A 12875-nucleotide genomic window follows, 5' to 3' on the forward strand; every position below is an offset into this window, starting at 1 on the left:
GTGCTGCATGGCCTATTGCTCTCGAGCTTCACCGGTTTGCCGCTGATCGAGCAGATGAACCATCAGGCAGGCGTACAACGTCACGGCGACGAACAACCCCATGCGCACCGCAAACGCGGTGTAGACATCCTTGCCCGCCGCGCTGTCCTGCACTGACTGGCCCAGCAGGATAATCAGTGTGATCAGGGTATTGAGCCAGAGCCCGGGGCCGAAGCGGGTCGGGCTCAAGGCGTACAGCTTGCGCGCCAGCACCAGGCCGAACAGCAGCATCCACAGGAAGAACATCCACACGTGCACAAACAGGCTGAGGGCGCTCCAGAACACGATCGCCAGCAGGCCGCCGAGCAGCGTCGAACCGACCAATTCGCGCCCGGCGGTGCGGGCGGTGGTGGTCGAGGATTGCTGGCCAAGGGTGACGGCCTTGAGAATGATCGGCAGATAACTGGCCGGGTCAATCAGCGCCAGCAAAAACGTGGGTAACACGATCAGGGTTGCACGCAGCGCCACCCGGGCGACTTCATCGACCGGCAAGGTCGGGGCTTTCGGTGGCGATGGAGCGTTGACCGGTTCTGGAAAAAGCCAATGACTGAAGGCCACGATCAGGACGGCGAGCAGCAAGCCTTTGACCAGCGCGCCGATGACCGTCAGCGCCAGATCGAAATCGGCCACGCCCGCCGAGGAAATCATGGTCAGGCCGATCACCAGGAACGTGACGATCAAGGTATTGCCGCCGCTCAGCCCAAAACGGAAGGCCAGGAACAGACAGACGCCGATCAGCAGGACGCCGCTGACCGGGTAATAACGCAAGATGGCAATCAACAACAGACCGACGCCCGTGGTCAACATCGCGGCCACGGCGAGCACCAGCCCGGCCTTGAAGGGCAGCGGCCGATTCAGGCTCGCGAGCAGCAACACGCACAGCACCGGCGCCAGAAACGGGATCGGAAACGCCAGCCCGAAGCTGACCGCGAGGCACACCGCCGTACCAGTGGCCAAGCGCAATGCGCGTTGCGCCCGGGGGTTTCGCTCAATAGGCATAGGACAACCAGCTCATGAACCCGAGGAACAGTCGGCCCAGCACATTCAACGGATTGCCCTGGGTCGGGAAGGCCATGACTTCGGCTTGCCCGCCGGCACGCACGGCGGTGCTGTCCCGTAGCACGCGTCTGGCGTCCTCGGAAAATTCGATGATCACCGGAAAGCGCTGGGCCGGGCGCAGCCAGTCGCGGCTGTTCTGCACGGTGGGCAGGCTGCCGGGTGCGGTGGGTTGGCCGACGCTGACGCCATAACCGACGCTGCGCACCCGGCCTTCGAACACCTCGCCCGGCAACGCGTCGAGCACAATCCGCACCGGCGTGCCGACGTCGACCCGCCCCAGGTTGTTCTCGGTCATGTCCGCGCTGATCCACACATCGTGAATGGCGATCAGGGTCATGACCGGGCTGCCGGCGGCGGCGAACTGGCCGACGTCGGTGCGCAGATCGGTGATCAGCCCCGCCGAACGGGCACGAATCTGCGCATTGCTCAGGTCCAGTTCGGCCTTGGCCAGCGCCGTGGCCGCGCTGCGCAGGGACGCGTTGTCTTCGTTGCTGCCGCCTTCCTGTTCGCGCGCCCGCTGCACTTCGGCAATGGCGGCGGCCACCTTGCTGGCCGCCTGTTCGCGGTTGGCCCGCGAGACTTCCAGCAGGCGCACGGAAACGGTGCCCGGGTCTTCGCGGTACAAGCCTTCAAGCCGTTGATTGTCCTGCCGAGTCTTGAGCTCGTTGGCTTGCGCCGCTCGCAGGTTGGCTTGCGCCGAGGCGATGCCGGCGGTACTGGCGCCGATCTGCCGACGGGTCGATTCAAGGTCTGCCCGTGCCCGGTCGACGGCAATCTGATAGGGCTGCGGGTCCACTTCAAACAGGACGTCGCCGGCCTTGACGTCCTGGTTGTTGCGCACGTTGACCCGGGTCACCCGGCCTGCCACTTCGGATGCGACCGGAATGACAAACGCACCCACTCGAGCCTGCTGGGTATAGGGCGTGAATCGGTCGGCCAACACGTACCAGGCCAGGCTGAGGACAATCAGCAACACCACCCACTTGACGCCTTTTTTCGACGGGTCGGCGGCCGGCGCAGGCGGTGGGGAGGCGGGCGCATTGGCGGAGGGCTGCGCGGCTTCACTCATGGGCGTTTACCTTGTCGGGAATAGGGTAGGCGGGTGGCGCAGCTTCAGGTTCCTTCAGTAAATCGCCCCAGTCCGTGCGTTTTTCCATTTGCTGGCGGGTGGCCGGATCGACTTTCGGCAAGGCGCTGTACCATCCGCCGCCCAGGGCCCGGTACAAGGCAATCACATTGCTCACCGCATTGCTGCGGGCAATCAGGTAGTTGTCCTGTTGATCGAGCAATGCACTCTGCGCGTCCAGCACTCGCTGGAAATCTGAATAGCCTTCGCGGTATTGCGTGTTGGCCAGCACCAGCGAACGCTTGGCGGCGATTTCGGCCTCACGCAGGATGCGTTCGCGTTCAAGGGATTTGATCAGGCCGCTGGCCGCGTCATCCGCTTCCCGGGCAGCCTGGCGAACCTTGTCACGATAGGCCTCGATCAGCTGCTGCAATCGCGCATCCTGCACGCGCACGTTGTTGCTGATCTGGCCATGGTCGAACAGGTTCCAGCGCAGGCTGGGGCCACCGATCAGGTCCAGGCTCCGGGACGTGCCGTTCAGGGTGTCGGCCGACCAGACGATGCTGCCCAGCAAGGTCAGCGATGGATAGAAATCGCTTTCGGCGACGCCGATCAGCGCCGACTGTGCGGCGACATTCAACTCGGCGGCGCGCACATCCGGTCGACGCAACAGCAAACTGGCCGGCACGTCTTGCAGCACGGCGCGGTCGACCAGCGGGATCAACCCGGCATTCTCCGCCAGTTGCGGCAACGCGCCGGGGGGCTGGCCGATCAATACGGCCAAGGCATTGCGGGTGCGCAAAAACTGGTCTTCGAGGTTGGGGATGGTGCTCAACGTGCCCAGGTACTGCGTCTTGGCTTGTTGCAGGTCGAGTTCGGCGCTCTGGCCGCTGCGGAAGAGCTTTTCGGTGATCTCGAAGCTGCGTTTCTGCTGGTTGGCGTTTTCCCGTGCGACCTGGAGGCGGGCTTCAAGGGTGCGCAACGAAAAATAGGTATCGGCCACCTGCGCCCGCAGCAGGACGAGCACGTCTTCATAGTTGGCCTGGGCCGCGAAGTAACTGGCATCGGACGACTCGATGGCACGGCTGAAACGGCCCCAGAAATCCAGTTCCCAAGCGACGTCAAAGCCCGCGCTGTACTGCCAGAAATGGCTGTCCTGCGGGTTGGCCCCACCGGATTGCCGGCGGTTGACGTACAAACTGTCGGCGCTGGCTTGTTGCAGTTGCGGGTAAAGCCCGGCCTGGGCAATGCCCAGTTGCGCCCGGGCTTCCATCAGGCGCAGGCCGGCGATTTTCAGGCTGGAATTGTGCGCATCCGATTCTGCGATCAGGCGGTCGAGCACGGGGTCGGCAAACACATGCCACCACTGGCGGATGTCCGGGCTCTCGCCCCGCTGGCTGGATTGCTCAAGGGCAGGGGAGTCCCAATGCGCGACCCATTCTTCGCCGGGGGGCTGGAAGTCCGGGCCCAGCCGCACGCAGCCGCTGAGGCCGAGTAGGCCAAGCAGCAACAGGGGGCCCGAGCGAATCAACAGGGCGAAGCATGCATGCATCACTGGCAATCCACTGAGGATGATCAGTGGGAGCATAGACGCCCGCGCGCATCAGCAACTTTGTCATGAAATGAAAAGCCATTGTCGTCTGATGAGAAGCGATCAATAGGCCCGCGACCTACAGTCCAATCAGCGCAATTCGACGCAACTCGCCCATATTGCAGAGTGGAGAATAAGAAAACATGGCCAGAGCCGTTCGCTTCTATGAAACCGGTGGTCCCGAAGTGCTTCGTTACGAAGAGGTCGACGTCGGCGAGCCGGGTCCGGGCCAGGTTCGTCTTCGTCACGTGGCCGTCGGCCTCAATTATGCCGACACCTACTTTCGCAACGGCACTTACCCGATTCCGATGCCCAATGGCATGGGGGTTGAGGCCTCCGGTGTGGTCCAGGCTATCGGCGAAGGCGTGACCAACGTGCAAGTGGGTGATCGCGTCACCTACACCGGTTTTCTCAACACCCTGGGTGCCTACAGCACCGAGCGCCTGATTGCCGCTGCGCCGCTGATCAAGCTGCCGGAAACCATCAGTTTCGAGACCGCCGCTGCCATGACCATGCGCGGCCTGACGTCGTCGTACCTGATGCGGCGCATTTATGATTTCAAGGCCGGCGACAGCATCTTGCTGCATGCCGCCGCCGGTGGTGTGGGCCTGATCGTTTCGCAATGGGCCAAGCTGCTGGGCTTGACGGTCATCGGCACCGTGTCGACCGAGGCTAAGGGTGAGATCGCCCAGGCCCATGGCTGCGACCATGTCATCAATTACAGCCATGAAGACGTTGCCCAGCGTGTCCGCGAGCTGACGGATGGCGTCGGCGTCAACGTGGTGTTCGACAGCGTCGGCAAAAATACCTTCATGGGGTCGCTGGACTCGCTGAAACGACGTGGCCTGATGGTTTGCGTGGGCACGGCCTCCGGCCCGATCCCGGCGTTCGATCCGGTCATGCTGGCGATGAAGGGCTCGCTGTTCCTGACCCGTCCGGCCCTGGCTGACTACATCGCCGACCCGGCGGAAAAAGCCGCGCTGGCAGGCGAACTGTTCGACCACGTCGGTAGCGGTCGGATCAAGATCGAGATCAACCAGCATTACGCGTTGCAGGATGCGGTACAGGCCCACCGTGACCTGGAATCGCGCAAGACCACCGGCTCGTCGATTTTCGTCATTTAAGGGAGTCCGGTCATGAAAGTCGAACAATTGACCAGCAACATCGGCGCGGAACTGATCGGCGTCAACCTCGCCGACGCGGTCCATGACGACGGTCTTTTTGCCGAGATTCGTGCTCAGTTGCTCACCCATCGCGTGGTGTTCTTGCGCAATCAGGACATCACTCGCGCCGAGCACGTGGCCTTTGCCCGGCGCTTCGGCGAGCTGGAGGATCACCCGGTGGCCGGCAGCGATCCCGACCATCCGGGCCTGGTGCGCATCTACAAGCGACCAGACCAGCCAATGGACCGCTATGAGAACGCCTGGCACACCGATGCCACCTGGCGCGAAGCGCCGCCGATGGGCTGTGTGCTGCGCTGCGTGGAATGCCCTCCCGTGGGGGGCGACACCATGTGGGCGAACATGGTCGCAGCCTACGAAGGTTTGCCGGATGACGTGAAAGTGAAGATCGCCGAGCTGCGCGCCCGGCACAGCATCGAGGCGAGTTTCGGTGCGGCCATGCCGATCGAAAAACGCCTGGGGCTGAAGGCCCTGTACCCGGATGCCGAGCACCCGGTGGTGCGCACCCACCCGGAAACCGGCGAGAAGGTGCTGTTCGTCAATGCCTTCACCACGCACTTCAGTAACTACCACACCCCTGAACGGGTCCGTTTCGGCCAGGACGCCAACCCGGGTGCCGGCGAACTGCTGCGTTACCTGATCAGCCAGGCGTACATCCCGGAATACCAGGTGCGCTGGCGCTGGCAGCCCAACAGCATCGCGATCTGGGACAACCGCAGCACCCAGCATTACGCCGTCATGGACTACCCGCCGTGTCATCGCAAGATGGAACGCGCCGGGATCATTGGCGACAAGACGTACTGATTCACCCCTTCTGCATTCGCTCTCGTAAACACGCCTGCCCGGCACGACTCCGGGTGGGCGGGACAATCATAAGAACTGGAGTAAACCATGCAATTCTTCGACGATTCCCTGCACCCGGAAAACATGGAAAAGGTGGTCATTACCGTGGCCCCGTACGGCCCGGAATGGATGCCTGAAGACTTCCCCGAAGACATCCCGCTGACCATGGACGAGCAAGTCCAGAAAGCGGTCGATTGCTACGAAGCAGGCGCGACCGTGTTGCACCTTCACGTGCGTGAACTGGACGGCAAGGGCTCCAAGCGCCTGTCCAAGTTCAACGAACTGATCGCCGGCGTACGCGAAGCCGTGCCAGACATGATCATCCAGGTCGGCGGTTCGATTTCCTTCGCCCCTGAAAGCGATGGCGAGGCGGCCAAGTGGCTGTCCGACGACACGCGCCACATGCTGGCCGAGCTGACGCCAAAACCGGATCAGGTCACGGTGGCGATCAACACCACCCAGATGAACATCATGGAATTGCTGTACCCGGAATACCTGGAAGGCACGTCCCTGGCCAACCCGGCTATTCAGGCCGCCTACAGTGAAATGACCGTACCGGCCGGCCCGGCCTGGGTCATCGAGCACCTCAAGCGCCTGATGGACAACGGCATCCAGCCGCATTTCCAGCTGACCGGCATGCATGCCATGGAAACCCTGGAACGCCTGGTGCGCAAGGGCCTGTACATGGGGCCGTTGAACCTGACCTGGATTGGTATCGGCGGCGGTTTCGACGGCCCGAACCCGTTCAACTTCTTCAACTTCATCCACCGCGCGCCGGACGGTTGCACCCTGACTTCCGAATCGCTGCTGAAAAACGTCATGCCGTTCAACACCATGTCGATGGCCATGGGCATGCACCCGCGCGTGGGCAATGAAGACACTATCATTGATCACAAGGGCGACCGTTTCAGCTCGGTGGCGCAGATTCAGCAGACCGTGCGCATCGCCCATGAACTGGGTCGTGAAATCGCCACCGGCAAAGAAGCCCGCGAGATCTATCGTATCGGTGTGCAGTACCAGAGTATCGAAGAAACCCTGTTGGCCAACGGCATGTCGCCCAACCGCAAACCGGGTCAAAAAGGTGTACCGCAACGCGGCTGACCGGCCGTTGGGGCGGGAGGCCGCTGGCCTCTCGCTCGCTGCTCTACATAAAGCTCGATAACAACAAAAATAAAGTTCCGAGGAGGCTGCATGGCCTTTCACCCGATTGCCGCAGACGATGACGACGGTACGGTCGTTGTTGCGCGCAAATATGCCTGGATCGTCTTCGCCCTGACGTTCGGCCTGCTGATTTCCGATTACATGTCGCGCCAGGTGCTGAACGCCGTGTTCCCGATGCTCAAGGGCGAATGGGCACTGAGCGACGGCCAGCTCGGCCTGCTCAGTGGCATCGTCGCCTTGATGGTCGGCCTGCTGACGTTTCCGCTGTCGCTGTTGGCCGACCGTTTCGGGCGGGTCAAAAGCCTGGCGTTGATGGCGCTGTTGTGGAGTCTGGCGACCCTGGGATGTGCGCTGGCGCAGGACTATCAGCAGATGTTCATTGCCCGGTTCATGGTCGGTGTCGGCGAAGCCGCGTACGGCAGTGTCGGCATCGCGGTGGTGATTTCGGTGTTTCCGAAACACATGCGGGCCACACTGGCCAGTGCCTTCATGGCGGGCGGCATGTTCGGCTCGGTGTTGGGCATGGCCATGGGCGGTGCAATCGCCGCCAAGCTGGGCTGGCGCTGGTCGTTTGCCGGTATGGCGCTGTTTGGCCTGGTGCTGGCGGTGCTGTATCCGCTGATCGTCAAGGAGGCACGCATCGCTCCGAAACGGGCGGCGAATGCCCTGGGCAAGGCGACGGCGAAGGTCAAGCAGCCGTTACGCACTCTGTTTTCCAGCCGCTCGGTGATCGCGACGTATGTGGGCAGCGGTTTGCAGCTGTTCGTCGGCGGCACGGTGATTGTGTGGATGCCCAGTTACCTGAATCGTTACTACGACATGGGCACGGACAAAGCCGGGGCCATGGCGGCGATCATTGTGTTGTGCAGCGGTGCCGGGATGATTTTGTGCGGGATGCTCAGCGACCGTCTGTGCCGTCATTCGCCTGAACGCAAGGTTGCCTTGGCCATCGCTTATTGCCTGGGCAGCTGTGCGCTGCTGTCGCTGGCATTCGCATTAACCGCCGGGCCTGTGCAATTGGCAATGATCTGCCTGGGCATGCTGATTGCCACAGGCACCACCGGCCCGGCCGGGGCGATGGTCGCCAACCTGACCCATTACTCGGTCCACGGCACGGCGTTCGCCACGTTGACGCTGGCCAACAACATGCTGGGGCTTGCCCCGGGGCCGTTCATTACGGGGCGCCTGTCCGACGCGATCGGCCTGCACGGTGCCTTCCAGCTCGTGCCCCTTGTGAGTGTCGCGGCGGCGGCGGTGTTTTTTTACGCCATGTGCCACTACCACAAAGATATTGCCCGGCTGAAGGGCGAGAGCGTGCCTGACGTTGTCAGCGAAACAGGGTTAGAGGTGAAGTTGTGAGTGGTCGTTTGCGTATAGATGTGTTTTTCGATTTTATCTGCCCTTGGTGTCTGATCGGCAAACGCCAACTGGAACAGGCGCGAGACTTTTTGCACATCAAGCAGCCCGACGTGGAAATCACCACGGTCTGGCACGGGGTGCAGCTGTTGCCGAAACTGCCGTTGCAGGGTGAACCCTTCGCTGATTTTTACCTCAAGCGCCTGGGCGGTGCCGACATTGTTCAAATGCGTCAGACCCAGGTGCAGCAGGCCGCTGCCGGCGTTGGCCTGGCTATCGATCTGAGTCGCATCACCACCATGCCCAACACCGCCGACGCCCATCGCCTGCTTGAGCGTGGCAACGTGCTGGGCAATTCAGCCCAGCGCACGGCGTTGCTCGAGCGTCTGTTCGCGGCGTATTTCGAGAACGGCGAGGATCTGGGGTGCAGTGAAACCCTGCTCGCCATCGCCCGGGAGTGCGGCTTCGAAGCAGACGCCGTGGCTGACTGCCTGACTGGCGACGGACGTCCCTTTGTCGGCAGCCCCGGCGCGGTTGGCGGCGTGCCGTGTTTTCAGTTCGACCGTCACCTCACGGTGGTGGGGGCGCAACCACCCGAGGCGCTGGCCGGTGCCATGATCGAAGCGATGGCCGACAAGCAGCGTGCGCGTCGCGAGCGGTTACCGGCATGAGTTCACGTGTTCCTGTGCCTGCCGGAAAGCTCCCGCAGGCAGGCAGTCGTGCGCTGTTCGAATTCGATGACAAGAGCATCGCGTTGTTCAACGTCCAGGGGCAACTGTATGCCATCGACGACAGCTGCCCACATCAGGGCGCTTCGTTGTGTGGCGGGCGCCTCGACGGGCGGGTGATCCAGTGCTGCGCCCATGGCCTGCGCTTCGATCTGGCCAGCGGCTATTTACTCAATTCAGACAAGCTCAAGGTCGCCAACTACCCGGTGGAGGTCGTCGACGGCCAGGCATTTATCGTTATTGTCCCTCAGGAGTCCGCGCCATGAGCGCCATTGCACTCACCCGTATCCATAGCCGCACCCGTGAATTGGCGCCGGGCATCATCGTCAGCCTGATCGTGGCGGCGGCGGCCACCTTTCTTTCCGAACATTACGGCGCGCCGGTCATGCTGTTCGCGCTGCTGCTGGGCATGGCGCTGAACTTCCTCTCTGGCGAAGGCACGTGCAAGGCCGGCATCGAGTTCACGGCGCGCACGGTGCTGCGTATCGGCGTGGCGCTGCTGGGCATGCGCATTACCCTGGAGCAGATTGCCGCGTTGGGCTGGAAACCCTTTGCGCTGGTGGTGATTCTGGTGGTGGTGACGATTGGTGTCTCGATTCTGGCGGCCAAGGCGCTGGGTTTTCAGCGTCTGTTCGGCATGCTTACCGGCGGCGCCACCGCGATCTGCGGGGCCTCGGCGGCACTGGCATTGGCGGCGGCGTTGCCTAATCACCCGCAGAAAGAGCGTGCGACGCTGTTCACGGTGATTGGAGTCTCGGCACTGTCCACGACGGCGATGATCCTGTATCCGATGATTGCCAAGTGGTTGTCGTTGTCGCCGCAGGTCGCCGGGATATTCCTTGGCGCGACGATTCACGATGTGGCTCAGGTGGTCGGCGCTGGTTACAGCATGTCCACCGAAACGGGCGATACGGCCACGGTGGTCAAGTTGATGCGTGTCGCCATGCTGCTGCCGGTGATCGTCAGCGCTGCCATGATCACCCGAATGCAAGGCGCCGACCCGACCGGTAAACGGCCGCCACTGCTGCCATGGTTTGCCGTGGGCTTTTTGGCACTCGCTTGCCTCAACAGCACTGGCTGGGTCGCCCCGGTGGTGCAGGGGACGGTCAACGAACTGTCTCGCTGGTGCCTGGTGATTTCAATCAGTGCACTGGGCATGAAAACCCAGCTCAAGGAACTGGCGGCCGTCGGCATCAAGCCGATCCTGCTGATGGTCGGGGAGACCGTATTCCTTGCCGTGCTGGTGCTGCTGTTGCTGCATTGGGGGATGTGAACAGGGTTCCTGTAGGAGCGAGCTTGCTCGCGATGGTCGTTAACGGTAACGCTTGAAGTCTGACACCCCGCGGCGTCCTCAAGTCCATCGCGAGCGAGCTCGCTCCTACACATGTCGCGCACCTGTAGGAGCGAGCCTGCTCGCGATGGTCGTCAACGATAACGCTGGAAGCCTGGTACCCCGTGGCGTCCTCAAGTCCATCGCGAGCGAGCTCGCTCCTACACATGTCGTTCACCTGTGGGAGCGAGCCTGCTCGCGATGGTCGTCAACGATAACGCTGGAAGTCTGGTACCCCGTGGCGTTCTCAAGTCCATCGCGAGCGAGCTCGCTCCTACACATGTCGCGCACCTGTAGGAGCGAGCCTGCTCGCGATGGTCGTCAACGATGAAGCTGGGAGCCTGGTACCCCGTGGCGTCCTCAAGTTAATCGCGAGCGAGCTCGCTCCTACACATGTCGCGCACCTGTAGGAGCGAGCTTGCTCGCGATGGTCGTTAACGATAACGCTGGAAGCCTGACACCCCGAGGCGTACAGGGGGGCGGTGTACGATTTTTTGAGCAGCGTCGTATCGCGTTTACTCCGACGCGGTGCGGCACTCGACCGGTGTCAAAGCACCGGTGTTTGCGGCGACTGTCCCAGCGGTCGCCGTTTTTTTTGCACCGATGTCAGGTGTCTTTCGGATGTTTGGAAGTACCGGGCTTTTGCGTGCTGCGCCACGTTGCCGGCGGCATGCCGAACTGGGCGATGAACCAGCGGGTAAACGAGCTCGCCATGGAATAACCGAGCATGTCGGCGATTCGGCTCAACGAGTAATTCGGGTTTTCCAGGTAGCGCAGCACCAGGTCGCGACGCACGTCGTTGATCAGGTCGTTGAAGGCGCAGCCATCTTCTTTCAAGCGCCGCTGCAGGGTCCGCACGTTCATGCCTTGTGTCTGGGCAATCTGCTCGATGGTGGCGCGGCCCATGGGCAGCAGCAGGTAGATGGCCTTGCGCACGTCAAACAGGATCGACGGCCCGTCCTGGCTCTGCAGCGAGTCCAGGTAACGCTGGGCGTAACGCGCCATGGCCGGGTCGGCGTGGGGGTTGGTGATGTCGAGGCTGGCGTCCGGGCAGACGATGCCATTGAACTCGCTGCCGAACTCCAAGTTGCAGCCGAACAGGCGACGATGCAGTTGCAGATTGTCCGGGGGCTGGTGCGTGAAGTTGACGCTGTAGGGGTGCCAGTGCGCGCCGAGAAGGGCGGCGCACAGGCGGAACATCACGCCGATCGCCAGTTCATTGGCCTGGCGGCAGGCCATGGGCGTATCGGTGACCACTTCCTCGCGGATGATCACCATCTTGCCGGCCTCCTCAACAAAGATGGCCAGCGAATCGTTCATCAGATGGCGGTAATGCACCACCACCTGCAACGCATCGCGCAGTGTCTGCTGGTGCGACAGCAGCAGGCTCACCACACCAAAATCCGAGAGTTGGCGCGACTCGGCCATGCTCAGGCCAAAGGTCTGGCAACCGCTGGCGACTGCCGAATCTTCCAGCAAACGCACCGCCGAATCGATCGGGATACGGTGCTCGGGCGCCTGCAGCCGGGCCTTGCTCAGGCCCACGTTCGCCAACAAATCGTGAGTGTCGAGCGCCAGGTAGTGGGCCACTTCCAGGTAGTTGGTCAAGACGGCGGCACGCACAAGCTTGGTCATGATGCGGGGCTTTCCTGGAAGGTCTCGGTGGAGTTTAGCGGGACGGAATATAGCCAGCACATCACGAAATGCAAAGTTTTTATAGCGGGGTGTGCTGCTTTCACACGGGTTCAGACGAGGGCCCAAGAGCTGTCATGAAAAGAAAAGTCACTGTCGTCAAATGAAAAGCGCAGGGGGGAGGGGCTCTTTAATGTCGGCACTACAAAAAGATTCTGGCGAAACAGCCAGTCGTGCCTCTGAGGTGTTCAAGTGGACAAACTGCAAACAGCTGCAACCGTTCTGATCGTACCGGGTCTGCGCGACCACGTTGCCGAACATTGGCAAACCCTGCTGCAAGCCCGATTGAGCAAAGTGCGTAGCGTCCCTCCGCTTGAAACCGACAAACTCGACTGCGCTGCCAGGGTCCGGGCCATCCAGCATGAACTGGAGCAAATCGACGGGCCAGTGATTCTCGTGGCGCACAGCGCCGGTGTGCTGATGGTCGCCCACTGGGCTGCCCGACACAGCGCTTCGATCAAGGGCGCTCTGCTGGCCGCACCGCCTGACCTCAATGCCACATGGCCACAGGGTTATCCGTCCCCGGAATCCCTTCGTGCCAACGGCTGGGACCCGCTTCCTGCCCGTGGCCTGCCGTTTCGCAGCATCGTGGCAGCCAGCACCAACGACCACCTGGCCAGTCTTGAAGCCGTGACCCACATGGCCGAAGGCTGGGGCAGCGAACTGGTCAATCTCGGCGAGGTCGGCCACCTCAATCCCGCCTCGGGCTTTGGCCACTGGCCACAGGCCGAAGCACTCATTCTGGAATTGGATCGCTAGTCAGGCACCTGGCCGGTCGCAACATGCCCGGCAATTGCTCTAACGCGTGAAAAAACTCAGGCCCTTCACC

The 12875-nt window shown here is 62.2% G+C and carries 12 protein-coding genes; 8 read left to right on the forward strand and 4 right to left on the reverse strand.

Annotation, left to right across the window (positions count from 1 at the left end):
• Positions 1-12 precede the first annotated feature (12 nt).
• From EJA72_RS06765 to EJA72_RS06775, 3 genes are read right to left on the reverse strand one after another with little or no spacing between them, the layout of a single operon-like run.
• The gene (locus tag EJA72_RS06765) at positions 13-1038 is read right to left on the reverse strand and encodes a DUF2955 domain-containing protein (RefSeq protein ID WP_157710718.1); all 1026 of its coding nucleotides are present in this window, start codon (positions 1036-1038) and stop codon (positions 13-15) included.
• On the reverse strand, positions 1028-2167 hold the full coding sequence (locus EJA72_RS06770; RefSeq protein ID WP_157710719.1) for an HlyD family secretion protein: 1140 nt from the start codon (positions 2165-2167) through the stop codon (positions 1028-1030). Before EJA72_RS06770 ends, EJA72_RS06765 begins: the two co-directional genes overlap by 11 nt.
• Complete coding sequence (locus EJA72_RS06775; RefSeq protein ID WP_157710826.1) at positions 2160-3698, reverse strand: efflux transporter outer membrane subunit; 1539 nt, start codon at positions 3696-3698, stop codon at positions 2160-2162. Before EJA72_RS06775 ends, EJA72_RS06770 begins: the two co-directional genes overlap by 8 nt.
• 200 nt (positions 3699-3898) lie before the next feature.
• Here EJA72_RS06775 and EJA72_RS06780 point away from each other — a divergent pair, with 200 nt between their 5' ends.
• From EJA72_RS06780 to EJA72_RS06810, 7 genes are all read left to right on the forward strand, one after another.
• Entirely contained in the window at positions 3899-4879 is a 981-nt protein-coding gene (locus EJA72_RS06780; RefSeq protein WP_157710720.1) for a quinone oxidoreductase, read from the forward strand.
• 12 nt (positions 4880-4891) lie between these two features.
• Positions 4892-5740: a TauD/TfdA family dioxygenase gene (locus EJA72_RS06785; RefSeq protein ID WP_157710721.1), complete on the forward strand. Its 849-nt coding sequence runs from the start codon at positions 4892-4894 to the stop codon at positions 5738-5740.
• 87 nt (positions 5741-5827) lie between these two features.
• Entirely contained in the window at positions 5828-6880 is a 1053-nt protein-coding gene (locus EJA72_RS06790; RefSeq protein WP_157710722.1) for a 3-keto-5-aminohexanoate cleavage protein, read from the forward strand.
• A gap of 90 nt (positions 6881-6970) precedes the next feature.
• Positions 6971-8299, forward strand: a complete 1329-nt coding sequence (locus EJA72_RS06795) for an MFS transporter (protein ID WP_157710723.1) — start codon at positions 6971-6973, stop codon at positions 8297-8299.
• A complete protein-coding gene (locus tag EJA72_RS06800; protein WP_178129124.1) occupies positions 8296-8967 on the forward strand; it encodes a DsbA family oxidoreductase in 672 nt (223 codons plus the stop codon). Before EJA72_RS06795 ends, EJA72_RS06800 begins: the two co-directional genes overlap by 4 nt.
• Positions 8964-9290, forward strand: a complete 327-nt coding sequence (locus EJA72_RS06805; RefSeq protein ID WP_157710724.1) for a Rieske 2Fe-2S domain-containing protein — start codon at positions 8964-8966, stop codon at positions 9288-9290. Before EJA72_RS06800 ends, EJA72_RS06805 begins: the two co-directional genes overlap by 4 nt.
• A complete protein-coding gene (locus EJA72_RS06810) occupies positions 9287-10297 on the forward strand; it encodes a YeiH family protein (protein ID WP_157710725.1) in 1011 nt (336 codons plus the stop codon). Before EJA72_RS06805 ends, EJA72_RS06810 begins: the two co-directional genes overlap by 4 nt.
• A 663-nt stretch (positions 10298-10960) precedes the next feature.
• Here the strand turns inward: EJA72_RS06810 and EJA72_RS06815 are convergent.
• Positions 10961-11989, reverse strand: coding sequence for an AraC family transcriptional regulator (locus EJA72_RS06815; RefSeq protein WP_157710726.1), 1029 nt, complete (start codon positions 11987-11989; stop codon positions 10961-10963).
• A gap of 249 nt (positions 11990-12238) precedes the next feature.
• Here EJA72_RS06815 and EJA72_RS06820 point away from each other — a divergent pair, with 249 nt between their 5' ends.
• Entirely contained in the window at positions 12239-12805 is a 567-nt protein-coding gene (locus EJA72_RS06820; RefSeq protein ID WP_178129126.1) for an alpha/beta hydrolase, read from the forward strand.
• Positions 12806-12875: the final 70 nt, after the last annotated feature.

It is taken from the genome of Pseudomonas sp. PB120, assembly GCF_009761815.1.
Lineage (GTDB): Bacteria > Pseudomonadota > Gammaproteobacteria > Pseudomonadales > Pseudomonadaceae > Aquipseudomonas.